We start from the raw sequence: 18674 nt of genomic DNA on the forward strand, positions 1-18674 counted from the left end.
GTGATTTTCACAGCTCCGATTTTTATCTTCAGATATAATCAAAAAGGCCACTAGTAAACTAGTGGTTTGCACAGCCCCTAAAAAGGGCATTACGGACTTAACCCCTAAAAGGGGATTTGAAAGTTTGACAACGCATTACCATTACAGGCAGCCGCTCACGTGCGGCTGTTTATTTTTACCTACTTATTCTTGCTACCTGTATCTACATAATATCCTCTACACCAAAAACTTCTTGAAACATATTTATACTTTAAGTTTGCGTGTCTATCAAATATCATTAAACTACTTTGCCCTTGGCGGCAATAAACATAACTATACCTATGGTATAGAAAGGTATAGAAATGTAATCTCTATTTAAAAACCATAAGAGTGCCACGAACAGGCAAGGATTTTTTAACAGATTATCCTCGTTCCTGCGTGACACTCTATATGTATCCGCTGCTTCTGATGAGCAGCGTTGCGGTCATATTAGACCAACACATAAAAATCCCTCCAAACCTTAAACGGGCTTAGAGGGCTGCACTATTTTTGTTTGGGCGTGACAGAGCAGCCCACCAAAGCACCGTTTTTTTATTTGGTGGGCTGTGCTGCCAAATATAAATTGATAACAAAAGAGCCGACGAGCTGTGAGGTATCTCACAAGTTCATCGGCTCTGCGTCTTAGCGTCTGGCACTTCTGCTTTTGTGATATTCAGTTGCTTTGCATTTATCAATGTCTGCTTATGGCACTTGGGACAGAACAAAGGAAAATTCTTTAACTCTGTATCTTCCCGTATCTGCACCCTTGTTTTATTACCGCAGACGGGGCATAGTATCCACTCTGCTTTATTGTTTATATCCATAAGATACCTCGCTGATACTACCATCAAAGTAAACCAAATCTCCATCTTGATAATTCCAAACAGCTTGGAATTTCGTAGGATATTTAATGCCATTGGAAGCAAGTCGATAATCATTACAAATTGCAGACCACGATACATATTCCATACTTCCGTCTGTTCCTGTAGCGGCTCTGTCATTTGTGGTAAAAGAAATCATTTCATACTGTTCATTAAAAGTAAAGATACCGCTTGCCGTTTGCCCTTTGTATTTGATTGTCGCCTGTACTTCAAAATCGCTTGTTTCCTCAAAAGAAATATAGTCCTGCAACAAAATGGTGGGGGCAAATAAACTTTCCGCAAGATAAGTAGCAAGGCAAGTCTTATCCATATCTGCCCCCGTCTGGTTGAATAAGGTAATTGCTTTTGCAATTACACCTTTCATACCGCCAATCCCATTTTGATAGTAGTCATATCCCTCAAAAGGAATACCGAACATACTGCTGTCAATGAGTGCCATTCGGCAAGGCTCATTGATGAAGTTATATTGTGAGTAGTCGATTTTTAGAGTGGGACCGTTTCTGCCCTGTGAGAAATCGACATTGTGGTATTCCATCTTGAGATAGGACATTTTGGGTTTTCCAATATATCCACACTCTTGTATGTACTTCTGAATAGCAGTAGGCAGGCTGCTAAAATCTTCTTCTTCAAAAACCTCATCATTTATCTGTAGTTGATTTTCAGATATAAGAGCATCAATGTCTTTCTGAAAATCTCTTTTTACTGGGGAGTATGGAATATTAAACCATATCAAAATAATACCAACAAGTATAAACAATACACCAATCACTATAAACACTTTTCTTTTCCTCACTTCTTTCATAGTTAATCTAATTCCTCCACATAGCTTTCTATTCTCTCTAATCCTACATAGAGCTTTGAATAGAGGGAAAATAGTTGTCCAATTTCTTCTTCGCTAAAATCGGAAAATAACAGACTTAATGCCTTCATATGCCGTTCTCCGATTTCTTCAGCATAGCGTTGCACCTTTTCTGTCGGTTCAACAAGAACGGAGTTGTTGCTGCTTAATAGCAGATGGACAAAACCTTTCTTTTCAAGTGCTAACGCTAATTTCTTTACATTCTGCCTTGAACATCCCATCAAGTTTCCGATGTTCGTTAGTGTTCGTGGCTCTGGGCAACACTCCGTCATTGCAAGCAGAAGCCATTGTTTCATAGATATTTCGGTTTGAAGTTTTTCGCCAGCGGTCTGCATACGATTTTGCAAAACAAAAATACTTGAAAAGATTGCCTGCATCCTGTGCTGCGTATCGCAGTTGAATTGCTCAAATAGTTCGGTCATTTTATGTGTGCCTCCGTTTGGTAGTAACAAGTTCCTGCTCATTTTAGGTATAGTAACTTGTTACTACAATGTCAAGCCCTCAGATAAAAATTCACAAAAATTTTCATAACGCTTTTCGACTTCCTTGCCACAGAGATTATATCTCTTACTACAAGAAGTTTCAGACCGTTTAATAGGAAGCCAAATCTCTGTAAAATATAAGGGTAAGATTTTTAGAGTATAGGTGGTGAGCTTATGGACGAAAGAAATAATGATTTTGACTTCGATTTTACGCCAATCGGTCTGGCTATAAAATGAGCCAGAACAGCACAAGGTATGATGAGAGAACAGCTTGCCCGTATCGTTGACTATGGCCCAAGGCATTTACAGGCGATTGAAAATGAGGGGCAAAAGCCGAGTCTGGAGCTGTTCATTCAGCTTGTGACGATGTTCAACATTTCGGTTGACGAGTAATTTCCAAATAAAGAAGTCAATAAGAGTTCCGCCCGCAAACGCTTAGACGCACAGCTCAACAATTTAGATGATAAAGAACTGTCTATTGTAGAAGCAACCGTCAACGGTTTATGTAAGGCAAAAGAGTAAACAAAACGGGCGGTTTTACCGTCCGTTTTCATTTTATAGCCTTTATTTTTACTCAGTCATCTTTTATGCCGAGATAACGCCTGATTTCTTTAACGTACATCTCCCCCATTTGGCTGAGGATAATATTTTTTCTTACAATATAGCCAATCTCCATAACGCTGTTGGGGTTGACCTTGTCCGCCTTATACGGAACCGCAACATAATCCGTGCCGTTCAGCTCCTCACTAATAATTCCCGAGCAAAGCGTGTAGCCGTTCAGTCCGACCATCAAATTAAGCATTGTGGCACGGTCGCAAACCTTGATTGTGCGCGGATATTCGTTTGTGCTGAGTATCTCTTCGGCAAAATAAAACGAGCTGCTGTCGCCCTGTTCAAACGAAAGGCAGGTGTAGTCCGACAACTCTTCAAATGTGATTGACTCGTTATTTGCAAGCGGATGACCTTTCCAAAGATAAACATATGCGTCGCAGTCAATCAGTTTGTTAAATACCAAGCCGTTGCTGTTGAGCAGTTTTTGAATAGCTTTTCGGTTAAAGTCGCTCAGATAAAGGATACCGATTTCGCTTTTAAGGGTACTCACATCATTAATAACATCAAGGGTTTTGCACTCACGGATTGCAAATTCATATTTTGTGGTGTCAAATGTATTAACCATCTCAACAAACGCCTTTACGGCAAACGAATAATGCTGAGTAGAAACTCCGAATTTCTTTTTTATGTTTCCGTTTTTTCCGAATTTTTCAAGCAAATTATCATACTGGCTGTAAACCTGGCGTGCATATAAAATGAACTCTGTTCCGTCCGCAGTCAGCGTCACTCCCCTGCCGCTGCGGTTAAAAATTGTTATTCCAAGCTCCTTTTCAAGCTCTTTGATTGAGTTTGTTAGCGATGGCTGAGAAATATAAAGCTGCTCCGCCGCCCTGTTCATTGAGCCTGTCTGCGAAATTGTAATTGCATAGTTTAGCTGCTGCAAGGTCATATAATCATCTCCGTACTTAAATTTTATCATAACGGATATTCTACGTCAACAAACCATTTTTTATTGTAAGCATTATATGATTTGAAGCAACAAAATTTAAGTTTTTATAAAACACAAGGCGTGGTGAAATATAGTCACCACGCCTTGTGCACATTTACATAATTTCTTGTTCACAATTTGTTTCTATTTAAATTTTCTTACAAATAATGTATAATGAATACAAAAAACACAATAATTATTAAAAAAACATCTATATTTTATATAATATTCTAAACAGTGTCATAATTTGAGATTATTTTCTAAAACATATATTAATTCAATAATAGGCAAATACAAAAGTATTATCTTTAATTTAAAATTTAATGTGATTAAATATAACAAGGAGGTAAAAATGAAGCTATTACTGAAATTTTCACTTAAAAATCCGCTTCTGCCTATGGACTATCGCAAAGTGCTTATGTCGTACATTAAGTCTACGCTATCTGCACCGTTGGACGGAAAGTTCTTCAATCAAGTGTACGATGTGCCAAAGGTTCGCCCATTGACCTTTGCCGTAAGGCTGCCAAACCCAAATTTTGCCGACAATAAAATTATACTGTCGGCAAACAGGATGGAGGTCACAATTTCAACCGGCGACCAAACGCTGGGCTATGTATTCTTTTTCACTTTAATCGGTCAAAAAAGAAAGGCCTTTAAAATGCCGCTTGAAAATCAAATGACGTTGTCAGATGTTACTCAGCTTCGCGAAAATCTTTCGGAATCGGACAAAGCCCTTGTAAAAATGCTCAGTCCACTTTGTCTGCGAGAGCATTTTAAGGAAGAGAAAAAGGACATTTATTATTCAGTCAACAGCAAAAACTTTTCGGAAAAAAGCTCTGAAATTCTTTGCCGCCAGCTAAAAAGCGCAGGCTTTTCGGACGAACTGTCAGAGGGTATCAGGCTTGTCCCGATAATGTCAAAAAAGACGGTGGTAACCCACTACGGAAGCAAAATTGAGTGCAGTCTCGGAAACTTTGTGATTCAAGCCAAAGACAAGGCGGTAATCAACCATTTCTTAAAGTACGGAATTGGCTCCCGCAAATCGGCAGGTTTCGGGTTTGCCGAACTTATCTCAGACGGATTGGAGGTGTAATATTTGAAACAAACAACAGATTTTTCATACGGCGGAAAATCCTACAACACCCTTTTGCAGCCAACCGATTGGAGGTATTCGGCTGCAATTACTGGGCTTGTCAATTTCTTTACCGAATTTGGAATTGACTACTTAGTGCTTGAAAATATCTCGGACAAGCCTAAAACAGCCATAAGCGGATTTGACGGCATTGTGTACAATCAGGAGAGCATTACCGAAGACAAATATCTTGAATTTGCCCAGTCACACTTTAGGGATTCAATGACTCACCTCACTATTGAGAATTTGCTTAAAAGCGATGAGTTTAACCAGGACGAGATAAAAAGGATAAACGAACTTATCAAAAGCAAAACCGTGTTTAAAGAGGTATTTGGAAAAACAAAGTTTGAAGGAAGTAACGCTGATTTTTTCCTAAATAAAATCAGTAAAAACCGAGCAAAAATCATTAAAAGCACTTTTAGATACGGCAAAAATATGTACACAAACTTTTGCAATCAAAACCTTTTGTTTACCGACAGCAATAAGCATTGCAGGATTAACGGATACAATGTTGACGAGGGGCGAAAAACCAAATATTTGGGATATTGCTTTAACAAAGACAGTTTTGTCACTAACGATATTCCCGAATTTGACTTTATCCCCTTTGCATTTTCAAACCCGAGTATGTACGAAACATACTTTGTAAACAACAATTACAGTATTTCAACGCTTGTTGAAACCAACAGAGAAATCAGCAGACGCCTTGATGACATCAATGATACCGACGCAAAGAACAAACTGCTTACGGTACTTAAAAACTCAAAGTACTTTATAGACTACGATGTTGAGATAATCTCAAAAAACCGTGACGAGGATTTTTACAAAACGCTGTTTGTTCGCTCGCAACGTCTGAAAAGGCTTCAAAAGCTGAAAGACCAAAAATTTAAATTCAGCTACAAAATCGGCGAAAATTATTACTTTAATCTTGATAAGGAAATATACGAAAAATGCCTAAATGATGAGGTGCTTGACGATTCTATTCTTTTTATGCTCAAAGTATTGTGCAGTGATGAAAATTCAAGCCAATACACATCATACCTTATTAAGAAGATGATAGAAATTAATCTTGAATGGAAAGGACAAGATGATATGTTAGCAAATGACATCAGAATTGCAAGGGGTGCAGGATACCATACAGCACTAAAGTTAAAAGAAGATAAGGCTGAAAATAAAATCAGCTCTTTTCAACAGAAAATAATAGGTGCGCTGATAGCTCACGATTATGACAGGGTAACCGAAATTCTTCTTAACCTATCTTCATACGCAGAAACCGAGTTCGGATTTATCTACAAATTTCTTGAAAACCCGGAAGAAAACCCGGAAGAAAACAAAGACCTTGTATTTGCATTCGCCAGCGCATTTAATAAAAATTCAAATGATAAAGGAGACAACACAAATGAATAAAAACGCAATTACTTTAACAGTTATCGCTAATATGACCAGCAATTACGGAGAGGGACTCGGAAACATTTCAAGCGTTCAAAAAGTTTACAGAAACCAAAAGTCCTATGCAACTCGCAGCAGAGAAAGCCTGAAAAACGCAATTTGTGTTCAGTCCGGTTTGTATGACGATTTGCAGACCTCAATTGACGGCGCAATGCAAAAGCTTGTTGACAAAGACGGAGTAAACGCCGCAACTTGCCGTGCCCTTGAGGGAGGCTATATGTCTACAAGAGATTTGACATACATTCGCAATAGTTCTTTCTATCTGACCGACGCAGTATCACCCAACCCATTCATTAACGACACAAGATTCCACAACAATCTGTATCTTGCAACAAACTATGCAAACGCAAACGGTCTTAATGTTCAAAATAACGCAAAGGACGTCGGACTTATGCCGTATCAGTATGAATATGACAAGTCGCTTAAAATTTACAGTATGACTATTGCCCTTGACGAAGTGGGCGTTGACAAAAACTTTGACGCAGAAGCTGGCAATGAAGAAAAATGCAGCCGTGTGCTTGCGCTCCTTGACGCAGTTGAGAACCTTTCGCTGGTTGTAAAGGGCAACCTTGACAATGCAGAGCCTGTTTTTGTTGTTGGCGGACTTTCTCCTCGCAAAACCCATTACTTTGAAAACGCCGTAACTATGGACAACAACAAGCTTCACATTGAACCGATTAAGCAAAAGCTTGGCGGCGACTTTAAGTGCGGTCTTTTGAAGAACGGAAAGATTGCTAACGAGGACGACATTGTCCGTGAGCTTGCACCTCTGAGCGTTCCGGAATTTTTTGACAAGCTGAGAGAGCAGGTCAAGAGCTACTATTCAGCCTGAGGTGATAAACTTTTATGAAAGCAATAAGACTTCATATAAAACAAAACACGGCAAACTATCGACGTGAAGAAACCGTAAACTGCCGTATGACCTATCCCCTGCCGACATACTCAACAGTTATCGGTGCACTGCACAAGGCGTGCGGCTATACGGAATATCACCCGATGAAGCTGAGTATTCAGGGCAGCTACGGCTCTCTTAAACGCAGGCTGTTCAAGGAGGATATATTTTTAGACTCTCTGAAAAAAGACAGAGGAATCCTTGTAAAAATGAAAAATCCCGATATGCTTTGCTCAGCCTACGAGGTTGTTGCAACCGCCCTAAATACACAGAACAACGACTTTGACAAGGGGATTACCATAAACGTTGCAAATCAAAAGCTGATAGAAGAATATCGGTTTTTGAACAGAAGAAAAAAGCATTTTGACAAGCTTAAAAAGAACGTTGTTGACAAATACTCCGCTAAGCTCAAGACTATGAAAGAGGACAAAGAAATTCCCGAAGCCGAAGTCAAAGCCTTTGCCAAGAGGGTAAAAAACATTAAGAACGCATACAAGGCGTTGGTTACTCAGAAGTACGACATTCCTAAGTCACGATTTAAAACTCCCACCAAAGCTCCCAAATACTATGAACTGCTTTGCGACGTTGAACTGATAATACATATTCAGAGCGATGAAAAAACAATGCAGGACATCGTTGACAATATCTTTAACCTTACGGCAATCGGCAGAAGCGAAGACTTTGTTGAAGTGCTCGACTGCCGCGAGGTGGATTTGCAGCAGGTTTCAAAAGACGGAGCAATCAATGAGGACATTCATATTTATATGCCGATAGAATATATTGACGATGATGTTCTGCTTTTTCAAAATGAAGAACAATTGCCGTTGTACGGAACAAAATATTTGCTCAACAAGGATTACACCGTAGTTGACGACAAAAGAATATTCAATAAAATTCCTGTCCTTTATACAAACGGAATTGCCGCTGACGAGGGTTGCAAAAACGCCGCCGTGGATATTATCGACAATAAAGAATACCTTGTATTTATGGTGTAAAATATGGAAGACAAATCACTTAAAACGAACGCACCAAACTGTCTGCACAACGCTGAACATATTAATCAGTATGTTGAGGAGCTATTTAAAAAATATGACCTAAGCAAATTTTATGCAAAAGAAACAGAGTCTCTTTTAACCCACACACAAAAAGTAATTGAAGCGGCGGAAAGATTAATTGAACTTGGCTATGTTGACGAAAGTATGATAAATGACCTGATTTACACATGCTTTTGTCACGACCTCGGCAAGATGAACGGGAAATTTCAGAAAAGAATTAAACTCAAAATCTTTAAAAATATAAAGGTGAGGTTTGACGAAGACAAAGAAATTCCTCACAATACCCTTTCTGTATTCTTTATTGACAAAGAAAAATGCGACGACTATTCATCGGTTTGCTTCAGCGTGTTGTATCATCACTATCGCGATGAAGGCAAATATGCGGCGTTTATTCGAAGTCACTATGACAGATTGCAAGACAGCCTTAACTGCTTTGACTGTTATCTTCCGCCGAAAATCAAAATAATAAAATTTGCTAATAATATCGGTCATTTTTTCGCAGAGAGTCTGGTTTCTGAGCAAAAGCAACGTGCCGTACTGCTCAAAGGCTTTCTGCACAAATGCGATTACACTGCGAGCGGCGGAATTGAATGTGAACTTCCGAACGAATTTTTGCTTGACAAAATAAACGATTGGCAAAGGCAAAACAATATAGAACTTAATAATTTGCAAAAATTCTGCTTTGAGAACACAGACCAAAATATTGTTGTTACCGCACCCACGGGTATGGGAAAAACCGAAGCCGGGTTGTTGTGGTGCGGCAACAACAAATGCTTTTTTGTGCTTCCGCTCAAAACCGCAATCAACGCTATGTTCAAAAGGCTTGTAAAACTTACAAACGAAAAATCAGGCGATGAATACAAAAACCGAGTTGCGCTTATTCACTCCGACGTAAAAGAAGTTTACCTAAAAAATGACCTTGAGCAAAACCAGGATTTTGATTTTGATTACCTGTATATGACCAGGCAATTTTCACTTCCGATAACGGTGTGCACCCCCGACCAAATCTTTGACTTTGCGCTCAAATATCCTTGCTACGAATACAAGCTGGCAATCGCCTCTTATTCCAAATTCATAATTGACGAAATCCAAGTTTACTCACCTGAACTGCTTGCAACCATAATGTACGCAATAAAAATGATTCACATTATGGGAGGCAAAATTGCGGTGCTTACCGCCACGCTTCCGCCGTTTGTAAGGTGTGAATTAACCAAAATTTTGGGCGACGGATTCAAGTCCGCAGACTTTTCGGGTGACGGAATACTCAAACACAACGTAAGTGTGACCGAAGCTTGTATGACGGCAGATGATATTTGGAACACCGTTCAAAAAATAAGGTGCGACAAAGAAAAAAAATTTCTTGTTGTGTGCAACTCAATTGACATTGCCACGAAAATTTTTGACAAGCTGAGCGATTATTGCGCAGACGAGGACATTGAAATAAACCTGTTTCACTCAGGATTTATCAAAAAGGACAGAGCCGACAAAGAAGAACGAATTTTGGCTGCAACCAAAGAAGAAAACAAAGACAAAACCGAAATTTGGGTCTCAACCTCGGTGGTTGAGGCAAGCCTTGACATTGACTTTGACATTCTTTTTACGGAACTTTCCGATTTATTTTCGCTGTTTCAGCGCTTTGGATGGGTAAACAGAAAGGGCAGTAAAGACTATTTTAAAACTGACTGCAATTGCTATGTGTTTACCGAACAGCAGGGCAATGCAAAAAGATACCGCTTTGCGGACGAGAGACAATATATGAGCTTTCAAAAAAAGGCATAATGAGCGTAAGCGGCATAATAAACGAAAAGCAAAAGTCCGAGCCGATTGAAAAATATCTTTCTGTTGAAAATCTGAACGGCTCAAAATATGTTAATAACTACGGTAAAACTTTTTCACTCTTAGAGAGAAATCTAAATTATTTAAATGATAAGGACAATTTTCGTTTGATTAACCGTGTGGACGTAATACCGATTGAGGTATATGAGGATGAAACAAACCGTGCCGTCATCGAAGAATCTTTGAGAATCATCAATGATTTTGAAAGTTCCAAGGAAGATAAGATAATAGCAAATTCAAGAATAACAGACTTTACGGTGTCTGTTTCAAAATACTATGCAGACAAGGGAAACCGTCAACTGATTAAATATAAGATGAGGAAAGACGGAATCCAAATCCTCGAAAACTGCAAATACGACAACGAAAGAGGAATCCAAATGATAAAAGAGTATAAAGACGGTGGATTTGATAATTTCATCTGAGGTGGACGATGGCATATAAAGAAATCAGCGGTATGCAAATTTATTACTATTTTGTTTGCAAGCGCAAGCTATGGTACTTTTCAAACGAGCTTTCAATGGAAGACGGCAACGAAAATGTTCAAATGGGAAAAATTCTTGACGAAACCTCATACAAGCGAGCCAACAAACACATTATGATTGACAACACCATAAACATAGATTTTATCGCAGAGCACGGAATGTTGCACGATGTAAAAAAGAGCCGCAAAATAGAAGAAGCGGGGATTTGGCAGCTTAAATACTATATTTTTTATCTTAAAAGCAGAGGCGTTGACGGATTGAGGGGCAGAATTGACTATCCGCTGCTTAGACAAAGCGTTGATATTGAACTGACTGAGGCTGACGAAGACGTGCTTAAAAAGGCAATACAAGAGATAAAGAGCATTGTTAAGTCTCCCCTGCCGCCTGCAAAAACTCAGAACAAAATCTGCAAGTCGTGCGCATATTACGAATTTTGCGTAATATACACTAAGTGCAGATGTCCCCACCTTTATGGCGGCGGATTCCATTCAGTCTTTCGGTGAGGTATAATTCCACACTGAAACCCTAAGGAGCAAAGAAAATGAAAGACAGCGTTGAATCAATTGAGGAACTTATGAGCGTTGAGGGCAATATCAGGCAGGAATATTACAAAGCCTGGAACGTCATAATTGACCAAAACATAGATTTTAACAAAAGGGTATATCACCCTGCGGATAACATGATAAACAGCCTTATATCGTTTGTTAATTCACTGATATACACAAAAACACTTGCGGAAATTTATAAGACCCAGCTCAACCCGACCATCAGTTTTTTGCACCAGCCGGGAACACGAAGATTTTCGCTTGCGCTTGATGTTTCGGAAGTATTCAAACCACTGATTGCAGACAGGCTTATTTTCTCACTGCTCAACCGAAACCAGATTAACGCAAACAGCTTTGTTGACGGCCTTAACGGACTTCAGCTCACACAAAAGGCTTCGCGAACGATTATGGAAGAGCTTGACAAAAGATTACAGCAAACAATTTCTCACAAAGAGCTAAAAAAAGATGTTTCGTATCAATTTTTGATACGGCTTGAGCTATACAAGCTGATAAAGCATATAATCGGAGAAAAAGAGTACAAAGGGTTTGAAATTTGGTGGTAAAATGTATGTAATACTTGTTTATGACATTGTAACGGACGACGAGGGCAAAAAGATTTTGCCAAAGGTGTTTAAGACCTGCAAAAAGTACCTGACGCACATTCAAAACTCCGTCTTTGAGGGCAACCTCAGCAAACCAAACTCGGTTGCGCTGAAAAAGGAACTTGAGCACTACATTCGCAAGGACACCGACTCGGTAATTACGTTTCATACTCGCGAAGAAAGGTGGATGAGCAAGGACTTTTGGGGCAAATTTGAAGACAAAACATCGAATTTTATATGATTGTCAACCCCATATGAAGCAAAAAACACCGTAGGTTGACAACGGCGAAAAATCAGAACAATATGCGGTTTTGAAAAAATTTATAAACAAATAAAAGAAATAAATACAAATCACAAGGCAGATAGACAAAACACACTGCCCAAAGCAGGATAAACACCGGGCTGTTTTGCCGATGCCTTCAAATCTATCCATACTGGAATGTAAATAGACTTAAAGAATCTCCGCTGGCGGTATCCGGCGAACTTTAAATCTATCCATACTGGAATGTAAATTTAAACTGTATCGGATGCGGTCATCGCAGGCGAATACGTTAAATCTATCCATACTGATTTGAGTTTTGTCAATGGTATTTTCTGCCAAATATATTATTTTGCGATATTTTTTTCGATCTTAACACAACAAACAAAACCATAAAAACATTTTTTAGTAAGTAAAAAATCTAAAAGTATTGCCAAAAAGCACTTTTTATGTGCCCTCTTGTGATTAAGATTGCTTTGTTAGCTTTATGATGTATGCCTCACTTCTATCTCAAATGAACATTCAAATAGCATCTTGACAAATATCGGATTTCGATATATAATAAATATCGAAATCCGATATTTATTATTAGGAGGTCTTTATGGGAAATAAAACTTTAACATACGGAAATGTGGATATGCTTGTACTTAAACTTCTCGAAAATCAAGATATGTATGGCTATCAGATTATTGAACAATTGGAAAAACAATCTCAAAATGTTTTTAGTTTATCAGCCGGCTCACTCTATCCCCTGTTACATAATCTTGAAGTCAAAGATTATGTAGATACTTATGAGGGTGACAATAACAGTAAGACACCTGGGAAAAAAAGAAAATACTATCATATTACTGAAAAAGGTAAAGCATACTTAGCAGAAAAGTCTAAAGAATGGGAACAGTATTCAAGTGCGATTAACTCAATTTTATTCGTTGAGAAAGGAGCTGCAATTTGAAACCTACCCATTCTATAGAAGCTTATATCCAAGCAGTTCAAAATAATATTCGCTGGAAGCGTGCAAGAAAAATTGCTACGCAGGATTTAGAACAACATATACAGGATCAATTTGATGCTTATGTTAATCAAGGTATGGACTCTGATCCAGCACTGGAAGAAGCGATAAAATCCATGGGCGATCCTCAAAAAATAGGTAAAGAATTAGATTGTGCATATAGACCTAAGATTAATATATTGTTAATTGAACTAACGACCGCCTTCCTTGTATTAGGAGTAATTATTCATTATTTGTTAGAGGGTACTTTAAGCAAAAATAATTTTATTGCTATTGGGATTGGTTGTTTTGCAGCAGTTGCTTTATATTTCTTCGATTATACTTTTCTGCTTCGTCATCCTTTAGCAATTTACACAGTACACCTTTTTTTCTCTGCCTTTCTTTTTGCTTTTGAAGCGAGGAATGGTATACACTGTATTGGATATAATTATACATTCTACACCTTGCTACTATTTCCTATTTCACTGTCATTAGTGGCATTATACCTAAAAGAAAGCAACAAGACATATGGTTTGATTCTATTTACAATATTTACGATTCCACCATTTCTATTATCTTTTTTGATTAGCTCTGTTCCCGCAATAGCGATAATATCGACAATCTATGCGTTAATTATTTTTTATGGTATAAAAAATAATTGGTTTTTATTATCGATTCCTTGCGCATTTTTGACTGTTGCTGTGTTTGTTGTAACGCTAATTATCTTATGTTTTCTATTTTTGTTTTTTAATCTAAAAATGCCTAATTTAATCTCATATGATTCATTTTTTCAACAAAAAATTAATGATTCTGTTAGTACTGCTGGCTTTTATGCTACAGAAGATTATAATATTGAATCAGCCACAGAAAGACTGATGTTAGAAAAATATCCGTTTATCATATTGTTGCAAAAATATGGTTATTTGGGAGTAGGATGCATATTTGTTGTTTTTATTAGTTTGCTGTTAGTTATGGCTAATGTTGCACGTAAACAAAAAACTGAGATTGGTAAAATAACAGCGTGGATTACTTTCTTCATTATAACATTTCAGTTGTTAGGATCCATAATTTGTAATTTTAAGTTCTTTGGGGAAATGTATATAAACATTCCTTTCATAGCAAGCGGAGGAGTTTTTACATTAATTGATTTAATCATTATAGGCATTAACCTTTCTGTTAGCAGACATGAGGATATAGTAAAGGAATGGATAAAACAAAAATCAAGGAGAAGCAAACATGATTTATGATTATATTTTAAACTCAATCCCTTATATGGTATGCTCCATACCTTTATACAGCATTATTAGATTTGTTATACTTATATTAAAAAAGCATAGACAAAAGAATTGGCTTCATGAACTGGGACTGTTTCTGTTCGTGATGTATTGTGTTGGTGTAGCTTCTCAAACCTTTATACCCAAAATAGAATTTGGCAATACTTCAAGTTATATTCTCAATCAAAATATTTTTGGGGAAATCAATTTTATTCCGGGCAAAGTGGTTTTTGATACATACAATGAAATCAATACATACAACAATTATATTTATTTTGTTATAAATATAATTGGAAACGTATGTATTTTTATCCCAATAGGCTTCTTTATATCAGTTCTCTGGAGAAATATATCAGTCAAAAAAATCGTTTTGATAGCATTATTTATGTCCTTATGTATTGAGTTGCTTCAATTACCTCAAGCTCGTGGAACTGATATTGACGATTTATGGTTAAATATGTTGGGTGCTTTAATAGGTTATCTTATTTATATTTTGCTATCCAAAGCACCAAGCATTCAAAATATTTTCTATAAGTTTAGGGTTAAACAATAATGTTTTCAAGAGCAATGTTTTAGTGCGCACAAAACCGAGCTATTGGAATGTATTTTATTAATTTTTGAAAGAAGAATTTTAATGTTTAAAAGGTTATTATCAATCATTATGACAACCGTGATAATCTGTTCGATTTCAGTTGTTGCATTAGCAGCCGAACAAGATATTGTTACTAATCAGGATTCTATGAATGAAATTATCGCAGAAATAAACTCGGAGTATGGAACAAATATCCATATTTTATCCAAAGAAGAACTAAAAAAATATGGACTTCCTGAAAACACAAATGATAATGAAGTAAACTTTGATTCTAATTCTTTTGAAAAAGAATTGAGGTATATTGCAGAAGTTGAAATCCCTGAGTATGATAGAATAACTAAAGAGTCAATATCTGGGTTGCAATCTAAAGAATCAACTTTGAACTATTTTAACACAGAAGAAAATACTACAAACATATCAATTAATTCCGCTAGTCCTGTTACAGCAAAAAAAGCTATAATTATGCTACTGCAGGTGCAAAAGCATATATAAATAAGAATAATTATGGTAACAACGTATGTGGAACTGTGACTAATGTTTTTTGCGAAACAAATATGTATCAAACAAAATGGTTTTTATCAGTTAATCCATCGGTTTCTAAAATTGACGCAGGTAGGACATTGTATTGGACAGGAACCGGAGATTATTGTGGTTATGTTGGAGGAAAACAGATCTATTATTCAAGTGGTACGCAGCACGCAGAATTGTATGTTGGCAAGTACGCTTAAACCATCACTTCTAACATTGTCGCTTTATAAAAAACGTATTTGATTCTCGCATTTGCAAAAATAACATAATTAACGAAAAAGGGCGAAGGTACAATTTTATTTGCTTTTGCCCTTTTTGTTATATTTCAATTATAAAGAAAACTATAACTTTAGCATAAAATGACCCTAATAAAATTCATCTCAATATAAATTTATCTCTCATGCCCGTGCGTTTTTCTGCTTCTTTGCGGTTGATGTGCTTGTCTGCACTGCTGATAAACGTATTCACGGACGGCAGGCATATTAATCTCGTCGTCGAGCTTCATATCTGCGTCACGGACACTGCTGAAAAATGTGCTGCGAGAGAAATGTTCGCCGTATGAATCTAAAATCTGATTGAGGGCATTGCGCTCTTTATCGGAGCGAATATCCAAACGAGCTTTTCCAAATTCGCCTGTGTTGAATTCTTTGGATTGCTCTTTGTACTCAGCGTACTGCTGCAAGGCTTCGTTCAGCTCGGCGGTGTATTTTGCTTCTCGTTTGTCTAACTCCTTCAAAGCAGACCGCATTCTGTCAAGGCTGTCATTGACCGTAGATACATCTTTATCATCGGTTCGCTCCATAGCGGCAAGCAAGCGAGCTTTTTCGGATTTCAGTTCTTCAATTTCTTCTGTCAGCTCGGCGATGCGGCGAGCTAAATCACGGTGAGTAATGACCTTGATAAGGGGAGTAGACTTTTTCTGTTTTTGAAGTTCCTTCCGTTCTTTCTTCTTTACAGCGATCTGCTTGACAATACTCTTGTAGCTTTCATAATTTGCCTTTAACTCCTTAACATAATCGGTAATATTGCGCTTGCCGATTTTTGTATGCAGAATATGATAGCTGATAACAATGACTTTCTCACGCAGAGATTCCATCGCTTCGGCGAGGGTGGGGATGGTATTTTTGACCGCCTGTGAGATCTTTGCAAACGCAGCTTTCAGCTCACAGAGCAGAGCGTTATCCGCTTTGATTTGACGGTTGATTTCACAGCGGTCAGCGATCAATCCTCTGCGCTCCATAGCTTGTGCAACATAACCTTCGTGAATCGTCGGCTGCTCGTCAATCCCTCTGGCGGCGTGACTGCGGTGGTCGATATGGGCGTCTGATCGATTCGCTTCATCAAGATATTTGTTCGTGATCTGCGCCCAATTCTCTCTCCATATCACAAGCTGTTCGACGCTGTTTCAACGGGCGGTGATTGGATTCTGCCGTCCGAATTTCGTGCTTTTAGGATATTTGTTGACTCGCTCGTAGCCGTGTCGCTCCGCTTCTGACGGCGGCATATACACCTTCTTTTTGCCAACAAAATATTGATATTGCTTCTCCCAGCCCTGTGATTTTGCCAGCAGAAACTCGGCGGCTGTGAAGCCCTTTTCCTCTCCGTTACACTTGCACAGGTATTCCTTTTCGGTTTTGTATTGCCACTTGCCTTTGTCGTCCAAAGGTCTGACGGTAAGCATAATATGAGCGTGAGGATTGTGACCGTCGGTGTCGTGAATAGCAACGTCGGCACACATACCGTCTGCAACGAAGTTGCTTTGGACATAATCGGTCAGTAGATTGATCCATTGTTCTTTGTGAAGTTCAACGGGCAAAGCGACCACTAACTCTCGGGCGAGTCGGCTATCCTTTGTCTTTTCGGCACATTCAACGGCGTTCCATAATTCACTCCGCTCTTGCCACTCCTGCGGAACATTTTCGGGTAAAAAGATATGCTCCCATACAAGCCCTCGCTTGCGGGTGAAGTCGTGGAGAACACCGTCGTAATCGTTCAAAATCTTGGAGCAGCTCATATAAGCGGAAGCTGCAACGGCGCTTCTGCCGAAGCTGCGGCTGATGACTTTTGCTTCTAAATGATAGATTGCCACTCTTGTAAATCACACCTTTCGGACAGTATTTTTGTTTCTTTTGCAAAGTGACGTTGCATCTAATCCGCCTTTGAAAAACTGAGATGTATAGAGTAAGTTTCTGCAACGGCGGGTCAAAAAGTATTGCGAATTCTTATGAGTAATACTGGGTGTCGCCGCAGCGATACCCACGCTGTCAAGGCTGTGGTACAGCGTTGACAATGCGGTTGTCGGACAGGCAACCGCACGGAAGGTGACGGCTTTGCGGCAGCTTCCGCAAGGCTCCGACGGAGCCGCAACCCTCGGAGAGCGCACGGCTGCTTTAGCAGTACCACCGCCCATTTTGTGGGTGGTGAGTAAGTGCGCCCTTCGGGATAAAAGAAGAAACGCTCCGATTGCTCGAAGCGTTCCGTTGATAATGATTATTTGATAAGACTGCATAGATAGCCCTCCAATTGTTCCAACGACATTTGCCGAACTTGCGGCATAGCTTTCTCTAAAATGGCTCCCTCTTGGATAAGCCGATGTGTTCGTGCTTTGCGTTCCTTCACACGATTGCGAGCCTGCGCTTCTTCCAATCGGTGCTTTGCCTGTAAATAATCTTTCTCAGTAAAATTCATCATATAATTTTCCTCCAATCAAAAAGGCGGCTTGTGAAATCGCTCTCACAAGCCGCCGAAGCGTTAATTGATTATGCTGTTTTCTTTTCTTCGCTGAACACCGTTTCGGAAGTGTTTTGATTCAACTTTTGTTGTTTCTTCATCTCGTAGCGTTCTTTTCGCATGATACGATTTGCTTCTTCTTTGCATTCCTTGCAGCAATACTTGACATCACTTCTTGTAGCAACGAATGATTTACCGCAGTAATTGCAAACTATTTCACGCTTCCGCTTTTCCGATTCTTGCCGACGATAATATTTCGCTCGACATTTTAGAGTGCAGAATAGCGTATTAGACATCTTTGATTCAAATGAATTGCCACAACATTTACATTTGAGGGTAAAAGGCTGTCCTACTTTATGCTTGCCCGCTTTCATCAACTGATAGAGTTCACGGCTCACGATACGGTGACGCTTCATCTGTTCCTGACGCTTGATTTCCTCCGCTGTCAATTCAGGCTCCGGCAAATCAAACTTGCCAATGAAATTAAGATAAATCTCTACCTCCTGCACACGGTCGCCATCAACCTTTTCGGG

General features: G+C 38.7%; 19 protein-coding genes and 6 pseudogenes. 16 read left to right on the forward strand and 9 right to left on the reverse strand.

Annotation, left to right across the window (positions count from 1 at the left end; all coding sequences use genetic code 11):
* Window positions 1-182: 182 nt before the first annotated feature.
* The 4 genes and pseudogenes from BLP46_RS05670 to BLP46_RS05685 form a co-directional block, all read right to left on the reverse strand.
* Window positions 183-293 (reverse strand): annotated as a pseudogene (locus tag BLP46_RS05670) (transposase); the annotation flags it as partial.
* Between the two features lie 351 nt (window positions 294-644).
* Window positions 645-842 carry a cysteine-rich KTR domain-containing protein gene (locus BLP46_RS05675; RefSeq protein ID WP_092976943.1) on the reverse strand — a complete coding sequence of 66 codons (198 nt, stop codon included), beginning with the start codon at window positions 840-842 and terminating at the stop codon, window positions 645-647.
* Window positions 826-1701: a DUF6544 family protein gene (locus BLP46_RS05680; protein ID WP_092976946.1), complete on the reverse strand. Its 876-nt coding sequence runs from the start codon at window positions 1699-1701 to the stop codon at window positions 826-828. The genes BLP46_RS05675 and BLP46_RS05680 overlap by 17 nt, the downstream gene beginning before the upstream one ends.
* 2 nt (window positions 1702-1703) lie before the next feature.
* Entirely contained in the window at window positions 1704-2180 is a 477-nt protein-coding gene (locus BLP46_RS05685; protein WP_092976949.1) for a MarR family winged helix-turn-helix transcriptional regulator, read from the reverse strand.
* A gap of 309 nt (window positions 2181-2489) precedes the next feature.
* Here BLP46_RS05685 and BLP46_RS13530 point away from each other — a divergent pair.
* Both BLP46_RS13530 and BLP46_RS13535 read left to right on the forward strand, forming a co-directional pair.
* Window positions 2490-2633: pseudogene (locus tag BLP46_RS13530) on the forward strand (helix-turn-helix domain-containing protein); the annotation flags it as partial.
* A 33-nt stretch (window positions 2634-2666) separates the two neighbouring features.
* Window positions 2667-2762: pseudogene (locus BLP46_RS13535) on the forward strand (transcriptional regulator); the annotation flags it as partial.
* A 52-nt stretch (window positions 2763-2814) separates the two neighbouring features.
* Here BLP46_RS13535 and BLP46_RS05695 read toward each other — a convergent pair.
* The gene (locus tag BLP46_RS05695) at window positions 2815-3741 is read right to left on the reverse strand and encodes a LysR family transcriptional regulator (protein ID WP_092976952.1); all 927 of its coding nucleotides are present in this window, start codon (window positions 3739-3741) and stop codon (window positions 2815-2817) included.
* 391 nt (window positions 3742-4132) lie between these two features.
* On the opposite strand from BLP46_RS05695, the gene cas6 reads away from it, so the two are divergent.
* From cas6 to BLP46_RS05765, 14 genes and pseudogenes are all read left to right on the forward strand, one after another.
* The gene (cas6, locus tag BLP46_RS05700) at window positions 4133-4873 is read left to right on the forward strand and encodes a CRISPR-associated endoribonuclease Cas6 (RefSeq protein ID WP_092976955.1); all 741 of its coding nucleotides are present in this window, start codon (window positions 4133-4135) and stop codon (window positions 4871-4873) included.
* A 3-nt stretch (window positions 4874-4876) separates the two neighbouring features.
* The gene (gene cas8a1 / locus BLP46_RS05705) at window positions 4877-6316 is read left to right on the forward strand and encodes a type I CRISPR-associated protein Cas8a1/Csx8 (RefSeq protein WP_092976958.1); all 1440 of its coding nucleotides are present in this window, start codon (window positions 4877-4879) and stop codon (window positions 6314-6316) included.
* Window positions 6309-7190 (forward strand): type I-B CRISPR-associated protein Cas7/Cst2/DevR, encoded by an 882-nt coding sequence (gene cas7i / locus BLP46_RS05710; protein ID WP_092976961.1) that lies wholly within the window; start codon window positions 6309-6311, stop codon window positions 7188-7190. Before cas8a1 ends, cas7i begins: the two co-directional genes overlap by 8 nt.
* A gap of 14 nt (window positions 7191-7204) precedes the next feature.
* Window positions 7205-8245: a CRISPR-associated protein Cas5 gene (gene cas5, locus BLP46_RS05715; protein ID WP_092976964.1), complete on the forward strand. Its 1041-nt coding sequence runs from the start codon at window positions 7205-7207 to the stop codon at window positions 8243-8245.
* A gap of 3 nt (window positions 8246-8248) precedes the next feature.
* Window positions 8249-10084, forward strand: coding sequence for a CRISPR-associated helicase/endonuclease Cas3 (locus BLP46_RS05720; RefSeq protein WP_092976967.1), 1836 nt, complete (start codon window positions 8249-8251; stop codon window positions 10082-10084).
* Entirely contained in the window at window positions 10084-10563 is a 480-nt protein-coding gene (locus BLP46_RS05725; protein ID WP_092976970.1) for a hypothetical protein, read from the forward strand. Before BLP46_RS05720 ends, BLP46_RS05725 begins: the two co-directional genes overlap by 1 nt.
* 8 nt (window positions 10564-10571) lie before the next feature.
* Window positions 10572-11126 (forward strand): CRISPR-associated protein Cas4, encoded by a 555-nt coding sequence (gene cas4, locus BLP46_RS05730; RefSeq protein ID WP_092976973.1) that lies wholly within the window; start codon window positions 10572-10574, stop codon window positions 11124-11126.
* Window positions 11127-11182: 56 nt separating this feature from the next.
* A pseudogene (gene cas1 / locus BLP46_RS05735) lies at window positions 11183-11731 on the forward strand (CRISPR-associated endonuclease Cas1); the annotation flags it as partial.
* Between the two features lies 1 nt (window position 11732).
* Window positions 11733-12011 (forward strand): CRISPR-associated endonuclease Cas2, encoded by a 279-nt coding sequence (gene cas2 / locus BLP46_RS05740; RefSeq protein WP_092976979.1) that lies wholly within the window; start codon window positions 11733-11735, stop codon window positions 12009-12011.
* 619 nt (window positions 12012-12630) lie between these two features.
* Window positions 12631-12981, forward strand: a complete 351-nt coding sequence (locus BLP46_RS05745; RefSeq protein WP_092976982.1) for a PadR family transcriptional regulator — start codon at window positions 12631-12633, stop codon at window positions 12979-12981.
* Window positions 12978-14264 carry a permease prefix domain 1-containing protein gene (locus BLP46_RS05750; protein WP_092976985.1) on the forward strand — a complete coding sequence of 429 codons (1287 nt, stop codon included), beginning with the start codon at window positions 12978-12980 and terminating at the stop codon, window positions 14262-14264. Before BLP46_RS05745 ends, BLP46_RS05750 begins: the two co-directional genes overlap by 4 nt.
* Entirely contained in the window at window positions 14254-14844 is a 591-nt protein-coding gene (locus BLP46_RS05755; RefSeq protein ID WP_092976988.1) for a VanZ family protein, read from the forward strand. Before BLP46_RS05750 ends, BLP46_RS05755 begins: the two co-directional genes overlap by 11 nt.
* Window positions 14845-14925: 81 nt before the next feature.
* Window positions 14926-15375, forward strand: a complete 450-nt coding sequence (locus BLP46_RS05760; protein ID WP_092976991.1) for a hypothetical protein — start codon at window positions 14926-14928, stop codon at window positions 15373-15375.
* 35 nt (window positions 15376-15410) lie between these two features.
* Window positions 15411-15611, forward strand: coding sequence for a hypothetical protein (locus BLP46_RS05765; protein WP_092976994.1), 201 nt, complete (start codon window positions 15411-15413; stop codon window positions 15609-15611).
* A gap of 191 nt (window positions 15612-15802) precedes the next feature.
* Here the strand turns inward: BLP46_RS05765 and mobQ are convergent.
* The 4 genes and pseudogenes from mobQ to BLP46_RS13010 all read right to left on the reverse strand — a co-directional run.
* A pseudogene (mobQ, locus tag BLP46_RS13475) lies at window positions 15803-17500 on the reverse strand (MobQ family relaxase).
* A gap of 9 nt (window positions 17501-17509) precedes the next feature.
* Entirely contained in the window at window positions 17510-17920 is a 411-nt protein-coding gene (locus BLP46_RS05775; protein ID WP_092976997.1) for a hypothetical protein, read from the reverse strand.
* Window positions 17902-18099, reverse strand: a complete 198-nt coding sequence (locus BLP46_RS05780) for a DUF3847 domain-containing protein (protein ID WP_092977009.1) — start codon at window positions 18097-18099, stop codon at window positions 17902-17904. The genes BLP46_RS05775 and BLP46_RS05780 overlap by 19 nt, the downstream gene beginning before the upstream one ends.
* A gap of 71 nt (window positions 18100-18170) precedes the next feature.
* Window positions 18171-18674, reverse strand: a pseudogene (locus BLP46_RS13010) (recombinase family protein); the annotation flags it as partial.

This window comes from Ruminococcus sp. YE282 (assembly GCA_900101355.1).
GTDB lineage: Bacteria > Bacillota > Clostridia > Oscillospirales > Acutalibacteraceae > Ruminococcoides > Ruminococcoides bromii_A.

Bases quoted from the DNA above. Each gene is read 5' to 3' on its own strand.
- BLP46_RS05675 (WP_092976943.1), bottom strand. From the start codon at position 842: ATGGATATAAACAATAAAGCAGAGTGGATACTATGCCCCGTCTGCGGT.
- BLP46_RS05680 (WP_092976946.1), bottom strand. From the start codon at position 1,701: ATGAAAGAAGTGAGGAAAAGAAAAGTGTTTATAGTGATTGGTGTATTG.
- BLP46_RS05685 (WP_092976949.1), bottom strand. From the start codon at position 2,180: ATGACCGAACTATTTGAGCAATTCAACTGCGATACGCAGCACAGGATG.
- BLP46_RS05695 (WP_092976952.1), bottom strand. From the start codon at position 3,741: ATGACCTTGCAGCAGCTAAACTATGCAATTACAATTTCGCAGACAGGC.
- cas6 (WP_092976955.1), top strand. From the start codon at position 4,133: ATGAAGCTATTACTGAAATTTTCACTTAAAAATCCGCTTCTGCCTATG.
- cas7i (WP_092976961.1), top strand. From the start codon at position 6,309: ATGAATAAAAACGCAATTACTTTAACAGTTATCGCTAATATGACCAGC.
- cas5 (WP_092976964.1), top strand. From the start codon at position 7,205: ATGAAAGCAATAAGACTTCATATAAAACAAAACACGGCAAACTATCGA.
- BLP46_RS05720 (WP_092976967.1), top strand. From the start codon at position 8,249: ATGGAAGACAAATCACTTAAAACGAACGCACCAAACTGTCTGCACAAC.
- BLP46_RS05725 (WP_092976970.1), top strand. From the start codon at position 10,084: ATGAGCGTAAGCGGCATAATAAACGAAAAGCAAAAGTCCGAGCCGATT.
- cas4 (WP_092976973.1), top strand. From the start codon at position 10,572: ATGGCATATAAAGAAATCAGCGGTATGCAAATTTATTACTATTTTGTT.
- cas2 (WP_092976979.1), top strand. From the start codon at position 11,733: ATGTATGTAATACTTGTTTATGACATTGTAACGGACGACGAGGGCAAA.
- BLP46_RS05745 (WP_092976982.1), top strand. From the start codon at position 12,631: ATGGGAAATAAAACTTTAACATACGGAAATGTGGATATGCTTGTACTT.
- BLP46_RS05755 (WP_092976988.1), top strand. From the start codon at position 14,254: ATGATTTATGATTATATTTTAAACTCAATCCCTTATATGGTATGCTCC.
- BLP46_RS05760 (WP_092976991.1), top strand. From the start codon at position 14,926: ATGTTTAAAAGGTTATTATCAATCATTATGACAACCGTGATAATCTGT.
- BLP46_RS05775 (WP_092976997.1), bottom strand. From the start codon at position 17,920: ATGCAGTCTTATCAAATAATCATTATCAACGGAACGCTTCGAGCAATC.
- BLP46_RS05780 (WP_092977009.1), bottom strand. From the start codon at position 18,099: ATGAATTTTACTGAGAAAGATTATTTACAGGCAAAGCACCGATTGGAA.